The following is a 24395-nucleotide window of genomic DNA, read 5'->3' as shown; positions in this document are numbered from 1 at the left end:
AACCAACTTATTTTTTTGATGGACAATTTTCTGAATTTTTGACACTCTAGGATGACAAATTGTCGCCATAATAGCTTGATTAACGGTTGAATAGCAAAAGAAGCACTTTATTTGGCAATGGCATTTATTTTGTAGAAATAAGAGAAAAAATGTTTAACTTAAATCTTGATTTATTATGAACACACTAATGAATGTTCCGAAAAATGGAGGTTTGACACGAACAACCTCCGATCGACAGTCTAATGTTCCAACTTTTTCCTCTTGGATAGATGAATTCTTTAACCGCGATTGGCCAGCCTTTTCGCAGAATTTTAATGCCGGAATTACACTTCCCAAAGTCAATATCCGCGAAACCGCAGATGCCTATTTTGTTGAAATGGCTGTACCTGGGATGAAGAAATCCGATTTCAATATCGAATTGGATAATAAGATGCTCATAATCTCCAACGAAACTAGGGAAGAGCAGGAAACAAAAGAAGATAATTACACCCGACGCGAATTTGGATACTCTTCCTTTAAAAGAAGTTTCAGCCTGCCAGAAACAGTTGAAGAGGATAAAATAAAAGCGGAATATCAGGACGGAATTTTGAGCCTACAACTTCCAAAACGAGAAGAGGCAAAACAAAAACCGCCTAGAAATATTAAGATATCCTAAACGGTAAAGAAAGTTTGAATTTATTGAGGGAGTCGGGAACGGCTCCTTTTTTTATTCTTAAATATTTTTTTAGACTGTTCACTCCTGTAGTCTTATGAGAGAATAACAAAATTTAAATGTAAAAACTGTGTCATGCTGAGCTTGCCTGTCCTGAGCGTGTCGAAGGGTCGAAGCGTGGTCTGCGAAAGATCTTCAACAAGCTCAGACTGACAAGAATGATTTAATTTAAATATTAACTGATAAAAATTTATGTCACGCTGACCCTGCCTGTCCTGAGCGTGTCGAAGGGTCGAAGGGCGGGTTGTAAAGTGTCGAAGCGCAGGTTGCAAATGATCTTCGACTGCGCTCAGACTGACATTGTGGGAAATTTAATTCAAAATCACAAACTGGATAGATGGATTTATTCCACCTTAATTTGGAATTAATCCAAAAATCAATTAATTTTGAGAATTCCCAATATCCAATTCCATAAATGCCCGATAACGTATTAAAAGGCCGCGGTGCCCAAAAAAATGTTCATAATCGTTTCGCCGAAAATGAGCATGAAGTGTTGGATGATTACCTCAATTTCTGTGAGGCGGAAGGAGAAGAAGCTGACAAAAATAATACCAAATACCTTGAAGTGTTTCCCAAAACCTTTGTCAACAAGGTGGACAGTCCCGATGTGGGAATGATGTATTCCGCCAATCCTTATCAAGGCTGCGAACACGGATGTGTTTATTGTTACGCCCGCAATAGCCACGAATATTGGGGTTATGGTGCAGGATTGGATTTTGAGCGAAATATCCTCTATAAAAAAAATGCTCCCAAGCTTCTTGAAGAAAAAATAACCTCCAAAAATTGGCAGGGAAAAACTATCGTCTTTTCCGGAAATACGGATTGCTACCAACCTTTGGAACGCAAATTGGAAATCACCCGGAAATGTCTGGAAGTAATGTTTAAGTGGAAACATCCCACAGGAATCATTACCAAAAACTCTTTAATTCTCCGCGATCTGGATATTTTAAAGGAAATGGCAAAATTCAATACCATCACGGTAAACATTTCCATTACTTCCCTCTCTGAAGATACCCGACGATTGTTGGAACCCAGAACCGCAACTATCAAGCAGCGACTAAAGGCGGTAGAAACCCTTTCCGAAAACGGAATCCCGGTTCGGGTAATGATGGCGCCGATTATTCCATCTTTAAACAGTCATGAAATTCTCCCCTTGGTGAAAACCGTTGCAGAACTCGGCGCTCGCGATGTTGCCTACACTATGGTCCGCTTAAACGGACAAGTGGCCGAAATCTTCAAGGATTGGGCACACAAAACCATTCCAGACCGAGCCGAACGCATCCTAAACCAAATCGCCGAATGTCATGGCGGCAAGCTCAACGACAGTAATTGGGGCAGAAGAATGCGGGGTGAGGGCACCATCGCCCAGCAGGTAAAAGATACCATGGCTATTGCGAAAAACAAATATCTTTCCCAAAGGACGATGCCAGTATTGGATAGGTCCCATTTTATCCAGTTGAAGGATCCGCAACTTAGGATGTTTTGATTCTCTCTCCAGCCTTTCTTTAATTGAATTTTTAGAAATACTAGCTTTAGCTCTTTACGCTTTACCGTAAAGAATTAACTTTCCTTTCAAGTATTTTTGATTTTATAAAACTATTGCGCACATTTGGGAGTTGTGCGGCATTCAAAAAAGCCAACGCACAAACAGCACATTTGGTTTTTGCCAACACACAGGCAAACGCTCAAGAAGCCAAAAGAGCTGTTTTTTGCCAACGCTCGGACAGAATAACCTAAATTTGAAAACGATAAAAAAGAACTTAAAATAAATGGCCAAACAGAAAGTAAAGGAAAAAGCGATTGAAGAAACCTTGTGGCAATCCTGCGACAAGTTGAGAGGTTCGGTAGAGCCTGCCGAATATAAACACGTAGTTCTCGGACTGATTTTCCTGAAATTCGCCAGCGACAAATTTGAACAACGCAGAAAAGAACTGATTGCTGAAGGCAAAGAAAAATACGTGGAAATGAAAGATTTCTACGCTATGAAAAATGTGTTCTACTTGGAAGAAATTTCTCGGTGGAGCTACCTCATCAAAAATGCCAAGCAGAACGATATTTCTTTAAAAATTGACACGGCTCTCAATACTATTGAGAAAAACAACCCTGCTCTGAAAGGTGCTTTGCCAGACAATTATTTTTCTCGTTTAGCATTGGACAAAACCAAACTCGCTTCCCTACTCGACACCATCAACGACATTGACACACTCAAAGATGACGGACAAGATGTAATTGGACGTGTATATGAATATTTCTTGGGCAAGTTTGCCTTGAAAGAAAGCAGCGGAAAAGGGAAAGGCGAATTTTATACGCCTAAAACCATTGTGAACTTGATGGCAGAATTGATAGAACCCTACAAAGGAATCATTTATGACCCTTGCTGTGGAACAGGCGGAATGTTTGTGCAGTCTATCAAATTCATAGAAGCCCACCAGGGAAGCAAAAAGGAAGTTTCCATTTACGGACAAGAAAATACGCCAACCACTTACAAATTGGCAAAAATGAATTTGGCTATTCGTGGTATTGCGGCAAATCTTGGCGACAAACACGCAGATACTTTTTCCAACGACCAACACAAAGACCTGAAAGCCGATTACATTATGGCTAATCCGCCATTTAACCTGAAAGATTGGCGAGGCGAAAATGAACTCTTGGACGACCCACGTTGGATGGGTTATGATGTGCCACCTAAAAGCAATGCCAACTACGGTTGGATTTTGAATATGGTGAGCAAACTTTCTGAAAATGGTGTGGCAGGTTTTATTCTTGCCAATGGTGCACTTTCAGGCGGTGGAGAAGAGTACAAAATTCGTAGGAAATTGATTGAAAATGATTTGGTTGAAGCCATTATCATCATTCCACGAAATACGTTTTATACGACTGATATTAGCGTTACGCTTTGGATTCTGAACAAAAACAAAAAACAATGTATCGATAACACAAAAGAGAAGCCGAAAAACTACCGAGACCGCACAGGCGAAATCCTGTTTATGGATTTAAGACGTTGGGGCAGCGAGTACGAGAAAAAATACATTGAACTTACCGAAGACGACATACAGCAAGTAGCACTAAACTTTCACAATTGGCAGCAAGCCGATTATGAAACTACCTACAAAGACGTACCCGAGTTTTGCAAATCTGCCAGTTTTGAAGATTTGGAAGCCAACGATTTTTCATTAGTGCCAAGCAAATACATTGAGTTTGTGGACAAAGACAGCGGTATTGACTTTGACACCGAGATGAAACGAATTCAGCAAGATTTTAGAACCCTGCTGCAAGAAGAAAAAGAATCGCAAGCTCAATTGATTAACGCTTTTAAAACCTTGGGCTACGAGTTATGAGCAAGAAGAAAAAAATAGAAGTCCAAGGAAATGAAATTACCGTTATTGGCAATAATGAACAAGACTATATTTCATTAACAGATATTGCCAAACACAAAACAGATGACAACAGTGCGGTCATTGGGAATTGGATGCGAAACCCCAATTTTAAATCCATCGAATTCGAGGGGTTTAGAAACGTAAAAACCAATTTAGCAGCATAGAATGACTCAAAATAAAAAAAATACCATTGAAGTAAGGGGTATCACTATAACAGTGCTTCATTCTCAAGAAAATGATTTCATTTCGCTAACGGATATTGCTAAGACCAAAGAAAATGATTCAAGGGCAGCAGATGTTATCAAGAATTGGATTAGAACCAGAAGCACCTTAGAATTTATTGGCACTTGGGAACAATTGTATAATCCAGACTTTAAAGTGGTGGAATTTGACCACTTTAAAATGAATGCCGGCTTACCCAGTTTTGTATTAAGTCCCGGGAAATGGATTGAAAAAACAAATGCAATTGGTTTTATAGTAAAAAAGGGGAAATATGGAGGCACCTATGCCCACAAAGATATTGCCTTGGAATTTTGCTCTGCCATCAATCCAACGTTTAAGCTCTTTGTCATTAAAGAGTTTCAACGCCTTAAAGAAGAAGAGCAAAAGCAATTGGGTTGGTCTGCTAAGCGAGAATTGGCAAAAATCAACTACCGCATTCATACCGATGCCATAAAAGAAAACCTGATTCCAAAACACCTAAGCAAAAAGCAAATTTCTTATGTCTATGCGAATGAAGCGGACATCCTCAATATGGCCTTGTTTGGAAAAACAGCCAAACAATGGCGAGATGAAAATCCTGATAAAAAAGGAAATATAAGAGATGATGCCAATGCTTCACAACTGATTTGCTTAGCCAATTTAGAAAACCTGAATGCGGTGTTTATCAACGATGGTTTGCCACAAAAGCGAACGATTGGCAAAGCTCAATCAAATCGCCATTAGCCAAATGAGCATTTTACTGCAAAGCCTGTCTGCCAAGGCACAGGCAGGCCATACCCAATTGTTAAACCCTAAAAATACCGATGATGAATTATAAACGCTTGGGCGATTACATACAATTGGTGGATAACCGCAACAAGGATTTGAAAGTTACAAATCTCTTGGGCATCAACATTACAAAGAACTTTATGCCTTCGGTTGCCAATGTTTCAGGCACTGACTTGTCCAAATATAAAATCATAGAAAAAGGGCAATTTGCCTATTCTGCTATGCAAGTTGGCAGAGATGAAACCATTCGGCTTGCACTTTATACAGATAATGAACCTGCTATTATCTCACCAGCCTATTTAGTCATTGAAAGCAAAGATGAAAACGAATTGATTCCTGAATATATGATGATGTGGTTTCAACGCCCTGAATCTGACAGATACGGTTGGTTTATTAGTGATAGCAGCGTAAGAGCCAGTTTGGATTGGGAACGTTTCTGCGAAATAGAAATCCCCATTCCTGACCTTAACGAGCAACGCAAATATGTAGCCCTTTACAAAGGCTTGCATACCAATCAAAAAGTGTATGAAAACAGCTTGGACGATTTGCAGCTGATTTGTAATTCCTTTATGGACACTTTGAAAGAAAAAGATTTAAAACCACTTGGGAGTTTAGTTGAATTAGTTGACAATAGAAATGCCGAAGGTAAAATTTCAAATCTACTTGGAATCAATGTTGACAAGGTATTTATGCCATCAAAGGCTAAAACTACCAAAGCAAATCTTGTAAAATACAAGGTGATTGAAAAGGGTGAATTTGCATATTCGGCAATGCAAGTTGGAAGAGACGAAACTGTAAGAGTTGTTCTGTACCCTTATGATGAACCTGCAATTATTTCACCTGCATACCACGTTTTCAAAGTAAATGATGATAAAGAGATTTTACCTGAATTTTTAATGCTTTGGTTTTACCGTCCTGAATTTAATCGTTTTGGATGGTTCATTAGTGATAGTAGTGTTCGAGCAAGTTTGGAGTGGGAAAGGTTTCAAGAAATCGAAATTCCTGTGCCAGATATTGAAGTGCAAAAAGCCATTGTAACCATTTACCATACTTTAGAAACCCGAAAACGCATCAACGAACAATTAAAAGAAAGCATCAAGCCGCTTTGCCCTGTGTTGATGAAAGGGGTTGTGGAGAGTATGGAAGTTGAAACAGTAGAAAGTTAGGAATATGAAGAACTTGAATTTAATAGAATACAATCAAGTAATTGAGGAAATAAAAAACATCGAAAGTCATTTATTACTAGCTAATGGTTTCAATAGAGGTTTAGGAGTTGATTTAGGCTATGAATCTATTTTTAATAAAATGAAAGAAAATTCCAATGAATACGAAAGCTTAACTATTAAAAATGGAAATTATGACATTGAAGCAATTATAGGAAATTTAAAGGAGCAGATTGCTGCCGATAGTCCGGATGAACACTTTATAGGAAACTTCATTAATAATAAAATTAAGTCTGATTTTATGAAAGCCGCTTACGCTTTAGCTAAAGATGGCATAAAGAATCTTTACAAAAAAGAAAATCAGGACATTGGACTTCTATTTAAGAATTTTACAAATTTTTTTACACTTAATTATGACCCTTTTTTGTATTTGCTTTTAATGAAGTATAAAAAAGCAGAGGAAACTAGATCTTTAACTTTCCAAAATTCTTTAAAGTTTAAAATCGATGATATCAATATTAAAGAGGAAGATGCTTATAAAAAAATAAAAACTATTTACTATTCATATTCGAAAGAATTGGTGGATGAAAAGGGTGACAAAGTGATTCATAAACCTCTTTCAATATTGAGCAAAACTGATTTTGAAAAACAGTTAAAGGAAATATGCAAAGAAAGAAACATTAAATTTAGAAAAGAACATTTAGACCTACTATACGAAGAATTAAAAGCGGATGAAACAAAACTAATTTTGAATGATGGTTTTACTTCGGGACAATTATTTGAGATTAAACCTCAAATAGATAAATACATTCAGAATGTATTCTTTTTGCACGGTGCATTTCACATATATAAAGACGGTAAAAGTATTTATAAGATTACCAAAACACAAGACAAAGCACTTTATGAAAGATTGGAAGAAATCGTAGATTCAAAGAGTCAAGATATTGTCTGTGTGTTTTCTGATAAAAACAAACTAGACGAAATAAATGAAAACAAATATTTGAAATATAGTTTAGATAAGTTACTGACGCTAAAAGGGGCAGTCGTCATTATAGGCAGTTCACTAGACAAAAATGATAATCACATATTTCAAAACATCAACAAAAGTGAGGTTAGTAAAATTTACTATTCTTCTTCATTATCTAGTATGGACACTCATAATGAAAAATTGAAAGAATTATTTCCTTCTAAAGAAATCATTCTTTTTGACAGATATACAATTTCTTATAGTTCAAATCATCGTTAAACGAATTATGAACAGCGAAATCCTCATATATCAAAACCCAGACGGCAACATCAAAATAGATGTTCGCTTGCAGGAAGAAACCGTTTGGTTGACGCAAGACCAAATGGCTACACTTTTTGGCAAAGCAAGGAATACGATTACCGAGCATATCCAAAATGTTTACGAAGAAGGTGAATTAGAGCAAAATCGAACTAGTCGGAAATTCCGACAGGTTCGAACAGAAGGTAAGAGAGAGGTAGAAAGAGAAATAGACCACTACAATTTAGATGTTATCATATCAGTAGGCTATCGGGTAAAGTCGGTTCAAGGTACACAATTCCGTATTTGGGCAACCCAGCGATTAAAAGAATATATAATTAAAGGCTTTACGCTCAATGATGACCGCTTTAAGTCGGGCAGCTCAATGAACTATTTTAACGAACTGCAAAACCGTATTAGGGAAATACGCCTTTCGGAGAAATTTTTCTACCAGAAAATCAAAGACATCTACGCTACCAGTATCGACTATGACCCGAAAGATGAAAAAACCATGGAGTTTTTCAAAATCGTGCAAAATAAATTGCTTTTGGCAATCAGTCAGCAAACCGCAGCAGAATTGGTTTACAGACGAGCGGATGCCAGTTTGCCTTTAATGGGAATGCTTTCATATGATAAGAAACAAGCGATGTCGGTAAAAAAAGCCGAAGTAAGCATTGCCAAAAACTATTTAGAAGAAGACGAAATGAAACTTTTGGGCTTGTTGGTGGAGCAATATCTGGCATTTGCCGAGACAATGGCACAGCAACAAACACCAATGTATATGAAAGATTGGATTGAGCGATTGGACAGTATTCTGCAACTAAACGGGAGGGAATTGCTGACCCACGCAGGAAAAATTTCGCACCAAATGGCATTAGAAAAATCGGGCGAAGAGTATGAAAAATTCAAACAACATCAAAAAGCTATTGAAAAAGAAGCCAGTTTGAAAGAGTTAGAGGAAGATATTAAGAAATTAAAGAAACCGAAAAAGTGAAATTCACAGAAGCGAAATTAGAGCAAGCATTTATAGAGCTTTTAGGCAATGAAGGCTATCCGCATTTTGTGGGCAATAGTTTGGTGCGTACTGATGAAAGTGAAGTAATCATTGAAAAAGACCTAAAAACCTACTTGCTCACTCGCTATCAAAATGCTAAGCTAACCGAAACAGAAGCCCAATCCATTATTCTTCAACTCAAAACACTTTCTTCGGCAGACCTTTACGAAAGCAACAAAAAAATAATGCAGTGGTTGGCAGACGGTTTTATTCTAAAACGGGAAGACCGCAACCAAAAAGACATACATATTTCGCTCATTGATTATGCAGGTTTAGACCGTCAAAGACAAAGTGAAAATTTAGACATCATTGCTGCTGAATCTGAAGAACAATATCCACCTGATACCAATATTTACAAGTTTGTCAACCAATTAGAAATTGTTGGCACAGAAAGACGTATTCCAGACGGAATTTTATACATCAATGGTTTGCCTGTGGTGGTTTTTGAGTTTAAAACAGCCATTCAGGAAAACACCACCATTCACAATGCTTTTGTTCAACTGACCACTCGTTACAAACGAGACATTCCCGAGCTGTTTAAATACAATGCCTTTTGCATCATCAGTGATGGCGTTAACAACAAAGCAGGCTCGTTCTTTGCCCCTTATGAGTTTTACTATGCTTGGCGTAGAATTGCAGGTTTGGCAAAAGACGTGGACGGCATAGACAGTATGTTCACTTTGATTCAGGGAATGCTGCATAAAAACCGCCTGCGAGATATTATTCAGAACTTCATTTACATTCCCGATTCATCCAAAAAAGACGAGAAAATAGTTTGTCGCTATCCGCAGTATTACGCAGCACGCAGTTTATACGAAAACATCAAAAAAGCAGAGAAGCCAGATGGAGACGGAAAAGGCGGAACGTACTTTGGAGCAACAGGCAGCGGAAAGAGTTTTACAATGCTTTATCTCACCCGTTTGTTGATGAAAAGCAAGCATTTTGAAAGTCCGACCATTGTGCTCATTACCGATAGAACTGATTTGGACGACCAACTTTCAGGGCAATTTACCAATGCCAAGCAATTCATTGGCGACAATGCGGTAGAAAGTGTTGAAAGCAGAGCCGATTTGAGGACCAAGATGCAAGGCAGAAACAGCGGTGGCGTATTTTTAACCACCATTCACAAGTTTACCGAAGACACCGAACTACTCACCGAAAGAACCAATGTAATTTGCATTTCGGATGAAGCCCACAGAAGTCAGACCAATCTCGACCAAAAAGTAAAAGTCACTAAGGATGGCGTTAAGAAAACGTACGGTTTTGCAAAATACCTACACGATTCTTTACCTAATGCCACTTTTGTTGGTTTTACAGGAACGCCAATAGATGCCACTTTGGATGTTTTTGGAAAAGTGGTTGATGCCTACACAATGACTGAATCGGTAAGAGATGAAATCACAGTTCGTATAGTCTATGAAGGCAGAGCAGCTAAAGTTGCCTTGCATAACAGCGAATTAGAGAAAATTGAAAAATACTACGAAGAAGCAGCCGAAGCAGGAGCCAATGAATATCAAATAGAAGAAAGCAAAAAGGCAACGGCTACAATGAACGCCATTTTGGGCGACCCAGACCGCTTGCTGAAATTGGCAGAAGACTTTGTAAAACACTATGAGAACAGAGTAAACGAAGGAGCTACTGTTAAAGGAAAGGCAATGTTCGTATGCAGCAGCCGTGAAATCGGCTATGAATTTTACAAAAATGTAATTGCTTTAAGACCCGAATGGTCTGAAATACGAATTGCCGAACCTGCCTGTGCCGGCACGGCAGACAGGGAAGGAGCTGTTTTAACAGATAAGGACAAAAGGGAAATCAAACCAATGGAACGTATCAAAATGATAATGACCAGAGGAAAAGACGACCCAAAAGAAATGTACGACTTACTCGGCACAAAAGAGTATCGCAAGGAATTAGACAGGCAGTTTAAAAATGAAAAATCCAATTTCAAGATTGCCATTGTGGTCGATATGTGGCTCACAGGTTTTGATGTGCCGTTCTTGGATTCCATTTACATTGACAAACCTATCCAACAGCACAATTTAATTCAAACCATTTCGAGAGTTAACCGAAAGTTTGAAGGCAAAAACAAAGGCTTAGTTGTCGATTACATTGGCATCAAAAAGGCTATGAATATGGCACTTGCCAAATACAACAAAGGCGAACGAGAAAACTTTGAAGACATTCAAGAATCGCTAATTGTTGTAAGAAACCATTTAGACCTTTTAGCCAAAGTCTTCCACAAGTTCGACAGTTCAAAATATTTCGATGGTACAACTTTAGAACAGTTGAATACTTTGAATATGGCCGCTGAATATGTTCAGTTGACCAAAGACTTGGAAACCCGATTGATGGGCTTGGTAAAACGCTTGAAAGCAGCTTATGATATTTGTGCAGGTAGTGAACATTTAACGCAGAAAGAAAGAGATTATACTCACTTCTATTTGGCAGTTCGTTCCATTGTTTTCAAACTAACCAAAGGCAGTGCACCCGATACGGCACAAATGAACGCTAAAGTTCGGGAAATGATAAAAGACGCTTTGGAAAGTGATGGCGTTCAGGGAATCTTCAAACTTGGAGATGAAAAACAAAGCGAACAAGACCTTTTTTCAGAAGACTATTTAGCTAAGATTGATAAAATCAAGTTACCACATACCAAAATCAAATTGCTTCAGCAGCTTTTAGCCAAAGCCATTGGAGAGATGAAGAAAGTCAATAAAGTAAAAGGAATTGACTTCTCTAAGAAAATGCAAACCTTGGTAGAACGATACAACGAGCGAAAAGAAGATGACGTTTTGCGAAGCGAAGTGTACGAAGAAATGGCGGAGCATCTAACCAACTTAATTTGGGAGGTTCAAAAGGAATTTTCCGCAGGAGACGAATTAGGAATTGACTTTGAAGAAAAAGCCTTTTACGACATTTTGAAAGACTTGTGCATAAAATATGACTTCAAATATCCAGAGAACAAACTGATTGTGGTAGCCCAGGCAGTAAAAGACTTGGTAGACTCACAAGCCAAATATCCTGATTGGAGCAAAAGAGAAGACATCAAATCTGCTTTAAAGGTCGGACTGATAATACTCTTGGACGAACACGGTTATCCGCCAGTAGAAAGAGACGAGGTGTATAAAGACATATTTGAACAAGCAGAGAATTTTAAGAAAAACAGAGTAATAACGAAATAATGCCAAGGCTAAAAGCCATACACATTTGCAATTACTCACGGTTTTTTGAATTTGATTATTCGTATTCGTGAACTTACGTTTCGCACCAGCCAACGCTGCAACCAAAAATTGCAAAAGAGTATGTCTTTGCCAGCGCTGACAGACGAACGAAAAAAAAGTACGACCGCACAACAATGGCTATACATAATGCGGGTGATAGTGCTGATATTAAAGTAATTACATCAAATAAATTAACTGCTAAACGGAAAGTGAAGTGTCTTGAAATCCCGCACTACGCATAGCCAAACGTTATATGGCATTTAAGAAAAAACGAGTTAAATCTTTTGAAAGAGTTCCGTTCAAATTTCGTGAAATCATACCCGTTTTACTTTTTATTTCTTACTGGATTATTTTTGGCCCTTTCAGGTATTTTTCCTGCCGATATGGAAAATAAACAATCTCTGTTTACCATAATACATTTAATTGGTGCACGTGGTTCGGGTGTTTTTGGTTATTATGTGCTTTAACTTTATGGTGGCAATTGAAAAAAATTGCTGGGTAGAAAACCGTAGCGATTATTACATTTTTAATTCCTTTTGTAATGATAATAGTAATGTCTTTTGTTCCAGAGAATTTTCCCGGGTTATCACAACAAATTGTATTTGCTTCCCTCTATTTGTATTTACTTATTTTAGCCATTAAACTCCTGAATCAGCGAGAAGAATGCCCAGTTGCTAACACTTTGTATAAGCAATAAGGGTTTTGTTTCTTAATCCAAAGTTATTACCTTTCTATCAGGTTCAGTTTATATCGGAAAATAATCGCATAAGAAAATAATTTCCTCCGAATTTTTGTAATTTGAGGTGACCAAATATCGGATACCTGAAAAAAGTAATTTCCAGTGCGCATTATGCAAACCGTTTTAATTATAACCGGAGCCATCATATTGATCCTCAACTTTGCCGACTTTTTCCATACCACACTTTCGGGAAACGGTTTCGGAAAAATCTCTGCGGCTGTTAACAAGGGATTGTCGGTCTTAGTTCTTAAAAATAAAAGCAAAACGCTGTTTAAATATTCGGGATTGGTGCATGTGCTCGCCACCACAGTGGTTTGGCTGCTGTTGTTATTAACCGGAATCTATTTTATCAACTTAAGCGGTCCTGAAATGGTGGTAAACGCCCAAACTGGGCTGCCTGCTTCCTATTTGGATCGCTTTTACTTTATGTGCTATGTGGTTTCCACCCTTGGCAATGGCGACTTTATTCCCGGCAACAATCTGAATCGAATATTTACTGGAATTTTCTCTTTTTCGGGTTTTATACTGCTCACTACAGCACTAACCTACTTTTTGTCTGTTGTTAAGGCTGTATTGCAAAAGAAACAACTGGCATTGTACATTTCTTCCATGGGTACGGATGTTAAACAGCTCTACAATTATTTAAGTGTTGAAGATAATTCACAATTACTAAAGGAAAATGCACACCAAATAAGGAAGATGATTATTGTTGCCTCCAGTGCCTACATCTTTTTTCCTGTGGTACAATATTTTCTAATTGATGAAAAAAGAGCGTCCACCGAACTGCAATTGGCACGTTTGCACGAAGTTCTTTTGGTCCTTCAAAATGAGTTTCCCAAAAGCAGTGATAATTATAAAAGAATCCACGGCCTCCGGAAATCTATTTCCTATTATTTGGATTTGGGATTGGAGGACCAGGAGGATTACGAACGTAAGCCATTAAAGATTGCTAGCGAACGACAACTTTGGAAAAAGTGGGGGCGAACCTGTTCCCCACATTCCGAAATGGACCACAGTCTGCACGCTGCTCTCCAAGGTGCGGGATGGGATTGGGAGGATGTATATGAAGCTGAGGAGCAAACGCTTTGAGCATTTGTTTCGGGAAACATCACTGTTTTTTCCTCGAGTCTTTCCCAGGTTACAAGTTTCCAACAATTCATTAATTTATTTTGATTTTTTCAAAAACAATTGTCACATTTGGAAATTATCAAACTGAGTTAAATCCTATGGCCACAATTCTTTCCTTAAACCCAGAGAATTTGCCCACATTAGAATATTGGTCTTTTCAATCTTCAAACAGATATAATAAAATTATCTCAACTACAGGTATGGATCATTACAGAGAAAACATTATTAGCACCTACAAATTCTTGCTTTCGATGAGAGAAGATTTAATCATTCATTCAGCTAACTCGGCTATGAATGGGGAATTGAATCATATAAAATAAACATTTGAATTGGGCGATATTTACTACTTTGATATGGAGTAATTTAGAAGCGCTAAAGATGTCAATCTTTCTAAATTGGTAAATTTCTACGATGAATTGGAAAATGTGATGAATTCCTTAGCTAATATAACTGTTATAAAGGAATAAGATTTGGACGATAAAAACAAAATCTAATAACCAACTATTAAGGATTGCACAACCTCCGAATTCTTTTGAAACTAAAAAAAATTGACTGAAACAATGAACAAAATTATAATCTTTCTACTTCTCACTATTATCTCTTCAACGAGTTTCGGCCAAAACGCCGCGGAACTAAATGAACAAGCAATAAAGTTTATAGAAACCCAGGAATTTGATAAGGCGGTTCCGCTTTTAGAAAAGGCAGCGGAGTTGGGAAGCGCTGAATCGCAGTATAATTTAGGGTATTGCTATCAGGCGGGGATTGGAGTGGAGCAAGATTCTGAGAAAGCAGTGGAATGGTATAGTAAATCTGCCGAACAAGGTTGGAATGATGGTTTATATGCTATGATGATGGCCTATGGAAATGGCAGTGGTGTAAAGCAGGATTTCAATAAGGCCTTTGCGTATGCCGTGAAATGTGCAGAAAATGAAGATGGAACATGTATGTACAATGTAATTAATTGTTATAAAGAAGGATTGGGAACTGACAAAGACCTTGATAAGATGTTGGAGTGGGCAATCCGTCTTGGAAAGCTTGAAACGCCGGAAGATTTACAAAAAAGTGGATACATCACCTCTGCCAGGTTAAACCTTGCTTATATGTACAGGGACGGAACGGATGTTGAGAAGGATTTAGTTAAAAGTTATCATTGGTTCCTAATCTTCAATGAATCAAAGAAGGATTTCTCCTATATTCAGCAGCAGCAAATTGTAGAAGAAATTCAAGAATTGGAAAATAAGCTGACCACCGAACAAAAAGCGGACGGACAAAAGGAAGCGGAAAAACTACTGGGAAGACCTTTGCGAAATAAGGTAAATCTGTTCAAAGCCGAAATATAAAAACCTTTTAAAATACCCGTTTGAAACCATTGCGGAGGTGAATCGTATTTCACACATAATATATTTTGAAAAGAAAAATAGTCTACATAATAGCTCTAGTATTTCTGGTCGCCATTGGTAAAAATTTTATTGGATTGATAGGAGTCAATATCTGGGGTTATAATGAAATATGGCAAAATAAGCGTTCTCACCAGTCTGATGTCCCCTATGAAGATTACCTTGCTGCAGAACAGTATCAATATTGTTACCAGCCTAAAATTGACAGTCTTTTAGAGGTTAATCCTAAGTTGGCGATTCAATATATCGACAAGGTTATGGCTATATATCCGGATGAATATTTTTTGGAATTATATCAGGGAATAGGATATTATAAGATTGATTCTTTTGAAATAGCTTATAAGAAATTTCAAAAATCAATGAAAAAAAATGGGAAGGAATACCCAAGAGCGCTTCAATATTCGGGTTGGGCATTGGTTAAGTTAGAAATGTATGACGAGGCGTTGTTGGAATTCCGAAAAGCCTCAGAATACCACTCAGATTATAATTTTGATATGGCTACGGTTTTCGAATTGAAAAAGGATTTACCAAACGCAATAAAGTATTATAGGAAGGAAATTGAACATCTTAAAAAGATTAATGCACTTGCATATTATAAGGAGATCACGCAATTGGAAAAAAAGATCGCCAACTTGAAAAAGACCCCATAAAATCTTTTTACAATAACAGTTTAATAAAAGCTTAGGAATGAAGGTTTATAGAAGTAAAAGTTCACTATTTGTAAAAATTGCTACAAGCGGAGCCTTGGTTTTAGTGATAATGATTGCAGTAATTCTTGTTATGACCAATGATGATTACGGAATTATTGGCGGATTAATAGTAGGTGCAATAATTCTTGGAACCTTAATTTATTTTTACGCGAACTCCTTAAATAAAATAATAGTGGATAAGGATTCGATTCTACTAAAGAAAAACATTGGACAAATATCCATTCCAAAATCTGAAATTGTTGAAGTGAATAAATTCGGATATTCAAATTTATCAATGACTTATGGAAGTAAAGGGGTTTTCGGCTTTATCGGTAATACCATGGATGATTCCATTAGTCTTGTAAAAGACAGAAACAATATGATTGGAATTACAACGCAAAGCAAAAAATACATATTTAGCACTGAAAAGTCCGACGAATTAGTTCGCGAAATAAGACCGCGCTAGAAAATCCGGTAGTCGCAATTAGCCCATCTAATTACGTTAAATGAGATATAGTAATATCTTCTATATGAAAAATTTATTATTGGTATTTGAATTTCTATATTCGTAAGAGGAAGATATGGAAGTTGGTTTTATCCGAATTATTCTGGTAATTGCAACGATTTTTCCTTTTTCGGTTCTTCTTAAAAAGAAATAGCGTTAAAATTTTAACATTAAAAAATAGAAATACTGAAAATTTTCAATACATTTGTTTCTCAATAAAAAATTCTCCTCTCCTCTTTTATTGACTCCTCAACTCCTTTAATAAAGGAAACATTTTAAGAAATCTCCCCTAGAACGAATTTTAATTATTTAACAAATATTATCATGGAGACAATGCTTAAAGATTGGAAACTTTTAAAAACCGGTCAACTCGTTGGAGATTTTGAAGGTTTTAATGAATCAAAAATTTACGAACTTACCGATGGATCTTTTTATTATCAAACAGAAGATAAATTCCATCACTGCGAAATGCCCGATCCTGTATTAAAAATTTATACAGATGGAACAAAACAAATTTTAGTTCCCGAGGGTTTAAACGATTATACTGAAATTCAGGAAACAACTGCATTTAGGTGCAAAGTCATGAATGACTTCCGAGGTTGGTCAGGTGACACCATTTTTGAGCTAGAAAACGGAGAATGGTGGAAACAGGATCAATATGAATTTAAATATTTTTATTCCTACCGTCCTAGCGTAGTTATCGCCAAAGTTGGGGATTGCCATATTTTACATGTGAATGGTAGAAATATTCGTGTAAAGAGATTAAAATAGGGATTGTGATGATCACTACGCATTAATTTCACATTAAGAATTATCTTTTTCACATAGTGCGAGCCGAGCCGAGAACCCATGATAGCTTCTTCTCGGCTCGTCTTTTTTATTGTGGTTTTAGTTTTTTCATTTTTACTTGGTATCAGAGCGGAACTGAGGATATATTGAGGCTTCATCCCGGCTCCGCTCGATGACCAAAACCTTTTCTCTTTTTTACTAACGATTCCCGGAGTCCGAGCGGAGCCGAGGACGCATTGTGTTTTCTCGTCCCCGCTCAATGACCGGGAGGTTTTTCCTTTTTTAATCTTTTTCCCTGATGTCCGAGCGGAGCCGAGGACGCATTGTGAAAATTCCAGAAAGAATCACATTTATTCTAAGGCTGGCATTACGGAGAATGATTTTTTTATTTATAATTTCGAATTCAAGAATAGAGAAGTAGAGAGATTAAATGATTTAGGAATACAACAGATAGAAAGTGGTGAAATAAGAGAAGATGTCTAAACCCAATTTGTAAATCGTAGCTGAGTTAGGGTTACAACCTAAAACATTCATGTAAAAAACTGATATCTATAAATATCTCAATAAATTTTCAAAAACGCGTTGACGGTTTTAAATTAAATATTAATTAGATTAAATTTACCAACTTATAAGCTTGGTATAATCAAATTAATTATTATCAAATATGAAAAACATCTTTACTTTATTGGTTTTTGTTTTGGGAATGATCGGTGCTTATGCTCAGGAAGAGATCCCATCATTGACGTATGGCAATACACAGGATATCAATTTTTTCAGTTCCATAAAAAATGGTGCTTCGGTAAAAGAATACACCACTGCGAACAATAACATTATAAAAGTTGGCGATACTATAGTTTTGGGTCTTCCCACTTCTCATGAAACCAACACCAGAACCTATGCCAACAGTTACGGCTCGGACTCTAGGGGAACGGTGGCAGAATCCAGGAGCACTTCTACTAAAACTTTTCAGTTTATCAAAATGGGCAAACCCGCCGGACTTGGAATTATTGTTACTACCATGAGCGATGAAAGTCAGGATATGGCGGATATGAGTTTAAAAAACACAAATGTTGTCGTAAAGGAAATTAAAACATATCATAGGGGCAGTAAAAAGAAACCTCTTTATGTAGTATTGGTTTTGGGTGAGCTTAATGGTCGGGCTTTTGGCGTTTATAAATATTTAAGCGTAATGGATACGGAATTGGCTATAGAATCGGGCGAGATTTTATTAAAGAACCAAAAAATGACCCGCGAGGAAGCAATAGCCAAATTAAAGGAAGCTAAGGAACTTATGGATGTAGAGTTAATGAACCGGGAAGAATTCGAAGATCTGAAAAAGGAACTCACTCCTCTAATAAAAAATCAGAATTAAAGAATTTTTTAAATATATTTTGCCTAAATAAAATTCATTTCTTTTGGGACCTGCTCTTTTAAATACTTTTTTTAGTTGTTCTTTGAGGGTTTTTGAATCTCTTTAAATCACCCATTCCACCCAAACAATTCAATTTTGAATTCCTAATCTCTATGGGATAAATCACTCATTCAAAAAACTGGATTTTCAATTTAAAACCGCCAGCGGATGCCAGCAGTTTACAAGTTCCAAAGACTCATAGCCAAATTTATATAGTTTAATAGATTCTGAAAATATGGAGTCTTTAGGGAATTAAAGAGTCTGGAATTCCAGTAATATTAATTTCCCCTTGTTTATTTCAGATTTTTGAGAACACTTCTGGTCAATATCTCACAGATAAAGAGGCAAATCAAGAGATTGACGAATGGCTAGGCTAATCAATAAATTAGTAGCATTTCTAAAAATTCTCTATTAAAGCTGTGTCTGACAGATTGTAATAAATTTTCTTTTTTAAGATTTGGTTTCTCCATTCTAACCCTCCCTACACAAAATTTCCCACCCAAATGTTTTAATTTTGCAATCCCTTATCTTTATGGGATAAATCACTCATTCAATAAACTGGATTTTCAAATTAAACTCGCCTCGGGAAGCCCATGCTTTACAAGATAAAAAAAGTGATAGTCAACTTTAAAAAGTTCAAAAGAGCTTTTGTAAACTATCCTTTTAGAAAATTCAATTACGTTGAAATTCTTCTCATCTACATTCGCGAGAGGATGACGCGGATTCAGTTTTTGATCCTTTCCGGAATCTTGGTTGGGCTTAGCGCCGGACTTGCGGGTGTTCTTCTAAAAGTGCTCGTGCACAAAATCCAATACTTTGTCAATAATGATGTACCCTTTGAGGAACGGATGTATGTGTTTGCCATCTTTCCACTCGTAGGGATTGTGCTGACTTCATTAATTGTAAAATACCTTTTTAAGGGCGACGAGGACAAGGAGCTATCTTTCATTTTAAAGGATATTTCCAAAAATGGGAGCAAGGTAAAGTCCACTAAAATGTATTCGCAGATAATACAAAGTGCTGTTACCGTTGGATTTGGAGGTTCCGTGGGATTAGAAACCCCTATTGCAGTAACCGGTTCGGCCATTGGTTCCAATTATGCCCAGCGTTATAGTCTGGGATTTAAGGAACGCACTCTTCTGCTCGCCTCGGGAGCTGCAGCGGGAATCGCCGCAGCTTTTGATGCACCCATTGCGGGAGTTATGTTCGCCTTTGAAATCTTATTAACGGGATTGGTTTTTACCGATTTTATTCCCTTGGTAATCGCCGCCATCTGTGGCAGTCTATTGTCAACGATTATCCTAAAAGAAGATGTGCTTTTCAACCTTCACGCGCGCGAAGTCTTTTACTATGGAAATACCTTTTATTATTTAGCACTCGGTTTGCTCACGGGTTTATATGCGAGGTATTTTTTGGTGGTAGGTCAAAAAGTCCATCACTTTTTTGAACGGTTTAAGCGTAAAATATTGATGCGTGCAATCATTGGCGGGGTTTTGCTGTCGGCATTATGTGTTGCATTTCCACCTTTATTTGGAGAGGGATATTTGAATATTCGAATTTTACATCAAGGAAATGTGGAAAGTTTAATACACGAAAGCCTGTTTCGGTATTTTGGAACTTCCCAACTTATAATTATCGTTTTTCTGGGCTTGACCATTTTGATGAAAGCTTTTGCCACAAGTATCACGCTGAGTTCGGGTGGAAATGGAGGGAATTTTGCACCTTCCTTGGTTGCGGGAGGATTGTTGGGTTATTTCTTCGGATTTGTTCTGGAAATGATGGGAATGCCGAATGTACCTATCACTAATCTCATGTTAGTTGGAATGGCCGGGGTAATGTCGGGCGCACTTTACGCTCCGCTTACCGGAATTTTTCTTATCGCCGAAACCAGCAGTGGATACGATCTGTTTATTCCGTTAATGATTGTTTCGGTTATGGCATATGCCATCAACCGTTTCTTTTCCACCATCAATCCTTCGTATAAGGCATTGGCAGATAAAGGCGAGATTTTCACCACCCGCCAGGATCAAAATATCCTTTCGCATATTCGCCTAGAGGAATGTATCAATCCGTCCACGGGAATAATCCAGACGAAGGATAGTATGGAAGAAGTGCTGCGCAAATTCAGGAACAGCAATCAAAATACAATGGCGGTTGTCGATGATGAAAACAAATTCTGGGGAATCATAAACCGCGAACGCCTCCGACCTTTTTTCCTCGGAAATAAACCTACTTCCGAGTCAAGTGTAAGCCTGTTGGCTTCCAATCCATCCTTTGTTGTTTCCGAAGTTGATTCTGTGATGCAGGTAATCAAGATGTTTGACGAAGCGGATGTTTGGCAATTACCGATGCTGGATGAGGAGCGTAAGTTTAAGGGGTTTGTAAGCAGATCGGCAATTTTAAATAATTATAGACAGTTGTTACGGGAGTATTCGGAATAGAGGTGACATTGTACTTTTGAGACTTAGGAATACTTTCCCTCTGTAAAGCATGACTTTTTTTTTGCACCCATTATCAAAAAAACTGGGCAAAGAAGTTTTTCTTTTACCTATATTTTACTATGGTCATAAGTAATTTTAGTGAAGCTTTTTATAAAAAATTAATTCTACAGTTTTATTCAATTTACATTAAGCAATTCGAATTAAAAGCTAAATATATTTTAATGGTATACTTGTTTAATGTATCTTTAATACAATTATGATTTGTTTTTTAACGAAAGTAATATATAAAAGTAATATACATTTCAGATTTGCATTAAGTGAGAAAAGATTTAGAATTTAAACAGACTGTCGGAAAAAACCCACACAGCGACATTTAACCAGCTGAAATTGGGTCTCATATCTAATTTATTATCCTATGAAGAACTTTATTCTTTTACTACTGGTAATTTTTAGCTTTCCATTTTTAAATTCTTGTACTGTTAAGGATGAAAATTTGGTTTTGGAAAATTATTCGTTAAAGGCTGAAAAACAAAGAGAATTTCAAAAATCTCTCTTAATTGGTCTTAGACACGCCCGATCCGAAGACTTTCATGGTAAAGTGGATATAACGGAATCAAGAATTGAAAATATTGAAGGGATTTTCTATCTTAGAACTTTTTATAATAATGGTTTTGTTTCAACTACTTTGCTAAAAAAGGGGGGTGATGATGATGATATGGAGGAAACTGATACATCATTAGAAATCATTGGCACCACTTGTACCTCTAGCTCATGCGCTGGAAGTGGTGGATGTATGCCAAAATTAAATGGATATTGTACGCCTTGCACACTTGGAACAAAGGACTGTACTCGCTCTACTGGCCTTTAGTTAAATTAAATTTAATAAAATTGTAAATCCTATTGAAGTTTTATTTCGATAGGATTTTCTTTTTCTTTCACGGCAGTGGGTTATTTTTCGGAAAAATCCCTGAGTATTTAAGCCTGGATATTTAAAATTGAGGCTAAGAGAGATTTTCCTTGGTGTCATTCATAGGTTTGTGGTAAAAAAATTATCACACAGCATGCTTTTATTTTAATCGCTACCTTCGTAGATTTTCCAATTTTGGCTAATTTCGATTTTTGCATTTATGAGGCATTTTTTACTTCTTCTTTTCGCTCTAATTTTGTCTTGGTCTTCGTTTTCGCAGAACAAAGAACAATTATCCCAATTGTCCTTTGATGCCCTCTTGGATACAATTCAAAAATATCAATTCTCGGATATAGAAAAAGCTCTTGATGCCGCGGAAGCTTATACACTTAAAGGAAAAAGAGAAAATGATAAAGAAAAGGAATGGTTGGGAATGCAATCCTCCATTCTTGTAAATGTCAACTTCAGAAAATATAAATTAGCCAATGAACAGGCCGAAAATGCACTGGAATTTGTAAGAAGTAATAAGCTGCCAGACCTAGAGATGCAGGTTCTCTTGCTCCTTGGAGATTTACATGGTATTGTAACAACTGTTGATCAGCAACTATTTTACTACAATGAACTATTGCAACTGGCCGAAAAGAAAAATGATCCCTCCTACCGAGAGTATGCTTTAACGCGCATTGCCAGAGTGCACGACATTAGTGGCGATTCGCAAAAGGCTTTGAACCTTTATAAAAAATCATTGGAATATTTCAAGCATAAACCGCTAGATTCTCTCTACACTCAAATAAAAAAGAATAGCACACTCGTCATCCTATATAGCAGTATGGCATTGGCGCATTTAAAGTTGGAGCATATTGACTCAGCAAAGTTGTATAATTTAGAAATTAAAAAATTCCAGGAAAAGGAATTGGATTCTTGCTATGGAGTTTACGCTTATCTCTTGGAGGGGGAAATAGCTTATGAGGAAGAGAAATTTGATGAGGCCAGAGAAAATTATGAAAAGGCTTATTCCATTTGTCCGAGTGAATATGATTTAATGGCATTGAATAAAGCATATGCCCTTGGGAAAATCGAGGTTGGAGCTAAAAATTATAAAAGAGGAATCGAGATTTTACAATCGGCTTTGGATGATTATCAAGTGACCGCTGCTGAAGAGGGATTTATGCGCGACTATTACGAAAAGCTCGCCGAGGCCTATAAGAACACGGGGAATTATGAAAAAGCAAGTTTTTATTATGAAAAATATCTGGTTTCGAAAACTGAATATACAAAGCTTAAAGAAGACGCCAAAGAGAGTTTTCTAAAAAGAGAAAGGGCAAACTTTAAAAGGGATTTTGATGCCGTAGTTTCTGAAAAGGAAAGCAGTAAATCCAAATTGAACTACGTTTTACTTGGTGCTTCGATTATAGTGTTAATCCTTCTCTTTTTACTGTTGAAATTTTACCGAAATAAAAGAGCTAACGAAATCAAATTTAGGGATCTTCTCGCCAAAATCGAAGCGGCCCCAACTCCCGATGAAATCATCGACACAAAAGATGCTGTTTTGGAAGAAAAAAATACCAGTGATGTTCCCGAGGGAACAAAACAACAAATCCTTAGCGGACTTAAAAAGCTGGAAAAACAGGAATATTTTTTAAAACAGGAATGCAATTCCTATAACGTTGCCAAGAAAATTGGCACCAATACTTCCTATCTTTCCAAAGTAATTAATTCCCATTACGGTAAAAACTTCAATACCTATATTAATGATCTTCGGATAAACTATACCATCATCCGGTTAAAGAATGATGTTATTTTCCGTTCGTATTCCATCCAATCCATTGCAGAGGAAGTGGGGTATAAATCGGCCGATTCGTTTACCAAATACTTCAAAAAAGATACGGGATTAAACCCTTCTTTCTATATTAAGGAAATCAAGAATATCGCCTAAAAAATTGTTTTGACTTCAAAAAATCTTTCTCTGCGTTCCTTTGCGCCTTTGCGGTTAATTTTCCACCGCAAAGGACGCAAAGGACGCAGAGGTTTTTAAGGATATAAGTTAAGTCTTATTCCCTCTAATCCATCGCAGAATAAATCGGTTATAAATCGGCAGATTCATTTACCAAATACTTCAAAAAAGACACGGGTTTAAATCCTTTTTTTTACATCAAAGAAATCAAGAATATCCCCTAAAAGATTGTTCTGACCTCGAAAATATCTTTCTCTGCGTTCCTTTGCGCCTTTGCGGTTAATTTTCCACCGCGGAGACGCAAAGGACGCAGAGGTTTTTAAGGTTATAAGTTAAGTCTTGTTCCCTCTAATCCATCGGAGAATAAATCGGTTATAAGTCGGCAGATTCCTTTTCAATATACTTCAAAAAAAGACTGGTTTAAACCCTTCATTTTACATCAAGGAAATCAAGAATATTGTCTAAAGAATTGTTTTGAATTCAGAAAATATTTCTCTGCGTTCCTTTGCGCCTTTGCGGTTAATTTTCCACCGCGGAGACGCAAAGGACGCAGAGGTTTTTAAGGTTATAAGTTAAGTCTTGTTCCCTCTAATCCATCGCAGAATAAATCGGTTATAAGTCGGCAGATTCGTTTACCAAATACTTCAAAAAAGA

General features: G+C 37.0%; 18 protein-coding genes. All 18 read left to right on the top strand.

Annotated elements, in window-relative coordinates; translation table 11 throughout:
- Window positions 1–175 precede the first annotated feature (175 nt).
- Entirely contained in the window at window positions 176–655 is a 480-nt protein-coding gene (locus EI546_RS10350; protein ID WP_128250469.1) for an Hsp20/alpha crystallin family protein, read from the top strand.
- Window positions 656–1127: 472 nt separating this feature from the next.
- The gene (locus EI546_RS10345) at window positions 1128–2198 is read left to right on the top strand and encodes a PA0069 family radical SAM protein (RefSeq protein WP_128250468.1); all 1071 of its coding nucleotides are present in this window, start codon (window positions 1128–1130) and stop codon (window positions 2196–2198) included.
- 283 nt (window positions 2199–2481) lie between these two features.
- Window positions 2482–4050: a type I restriction-modification system subunit M gene (locus EI546_RS10340; protein ID WP_128250467.1), complete on the top strand. Its 1569-nt coding sequence runs from the start codon at window positions 2482–2484 to the stop codon at window positions 4048–4050.
- Complete coding sequence (locus tag EI546_RS10335; RefSeq protein ID WP_128250466.1) at window positions 4047–4253, top strand: KilA-N domain-containing protein; 207 nt, start codon at window positions 4047–4049, stop codon at window positions 4251–4253. The genes EI546_RS10340 and EI546_RS10335 overlap by 4 nt, the downstream gene beginning before the upstream one ends.
- Before the next feature lies 1 nt (window position 4254).
- A complete protein-coding gene (locus EI546_RS10330) occupies window positions 4255–5034 on the top strand; it encodes a KilA-N domain-containing protein (protein WP_164905221.1) in 780 nt (259 codons plus the stop codon).
- Between the two features lie 80 nt (window positions 5035–5114).
- The gene (locus EI546_RS10325) at window positions 5115–6245 is read left to right on the top strand and encodes a restriction endonuclease subunit S (RefSeq protein ID WP_128250465.1); all 1131 of its coding nucleotides are present in this window, start codon (window positions 5115–5117) and stop codon (window positions 6243–6245) included.
- A gap of 4 nt (window positions 6246–6249) precedes the next feature.
- Complete coding sequence (locus EI546_RS10320; RefSeq protein ID WP_128250464.1) at window positions 6250–7488, top strand: DUF4917 family protein; 1239 nt, start codon at window positions 6250–6252, stop codon at window positions 7486–7488.
- A gap of 7 nt (window positions 7489–7495) precedes the next feature.
- The gene (locus EI546_RS10315) at window positions 7496–8500 is read left to right on the top strand and encodes a virulence RhuM family protein (RefSeq protein ID WP_205649733.1); all 1005 of its coding nucleotides are present in this window, start codon (window positions 7496–7498) and stop codon (window positions 8498–8500) included.
- Window positions 8497–11742: a type I restriction endonuclease subunit R gene (locus EI546_RS10310; protein WP_128250463.1), complete on the top strand. Its 3246-nt coding sequence runs from the start codon at window positions 8497–8499 to the stop codon at window positions 11740–11742. The genes EI546_RS10315 and EI546_RS10310 overlap by 4 nt, the downstream gene beginning before the upstream one ends.
- Before the next feature lie 889 nt (window positions 11743–12631).
- Complete coding sequence (locus tag EI546_RS10305) at window positions 12632–13609, top strand: potassium channel family protein (RefSeq protein ID WP_164905220.1); 978 nt, start codon at window positions 12632–12634, stop codon at window positions 13607–13609.
- Between the two features lie 599 nt (window positions 13610–14208).
- Window positions 14209–14988, top strand: coding sequence for a tetratricopeptide repeat protein (locus tag EI546_RS10300; protein ID WP_128250461.1), 780 nt, complete (start codon window positions 14209–14211; stop codon window positions 14986–14988).
- Window positions 14989–15053: 65 nt separating this feature from the next.
- Window positions 15054–15695, top strand: a complete 642-nt coding sequence (locus tag EI546_RS10295; RefSeq protein ID WP_128250460.1) for a tetratricopeptide repeat protein — start codon at window positions 15054–15056, stop codon at window positions 15693–15695.
- 37 nt (window positions 15696–15732) lie between these two features.
- Window positions 15733–16200, top strand: coding sequence for a PH domain-containing protein (locus EI546_RS10290; protein ID WP_128250459.1), 468 nt, complete (start codon window positions 15733–15735; stop codon window positions 16198–16200).
- Window positions 16201–16563: 363 nt separating this feature from the next.
- Complete coding sequence (locus EI546_RS10285) at window positions 16564–17010, top strand: hypothetical protein (protein WP_128250458.1); 447 nt, start codon at window positions 16564–16566, stop codon at window positions 17008–17010.
- Window positions 17011–17692: 682 nt separating this feature from the next.
- On the top strand, window positions 17693–18400 hold the full coding sequence (locus EI546_RS10280) for a hypothetical protein (RefSeq protein ID WP_128250457.1): 708 nt from the start codon (window positions 17693–17695) through the stop codon (window positions 18398–18400).
- 632 nt (window positions 18401–19032) lie between these two features.
- Complete coding sequence (locus EI546_RS10275) at window positions 19033–20880, top strand: chloride channel protein (protein WP_128250456.1); 1848 nt, start codon at window positions 19033–19035, stop codon at window positions 20878–20880.
- Between the two features lie 415 nt (window positions 20881–21295).
- Entirely contained in the window at window positions 21296–21748 is a 453-nt protein-coding gene (locus EI546_RS10270) for a hypothetical protein (protein ID WP_128250455.1), read from the top strand.
- A gap of 259 nt (window positions 21749–22007) precedes the next feature.
- Entirely contained in the window at window positions 22008–23723 is a 1716-nt protein-coding gene (locus EI546_RS10265; protein WP_128250454.1) for a helix-turn-helix domain-containing protein, read from the top strand.
- Window positions 23724–24395 lie beyond the last annotated feature (672 nt).

The organism is Aequorivita sp. H23M31, from assembly GCF_004022485.1.
Classification (GTDB): Bacteria; Bacteroidota; Bacteroidia; order Flavobacteriales; family Flavobacteriaceae; genus Aequorivita; species Aequorivita ciconiae.
Note: the sequence above shows the minus strand (reverse complement) of the source record. Positions and strands in the feature narration are given on the sequence as shown.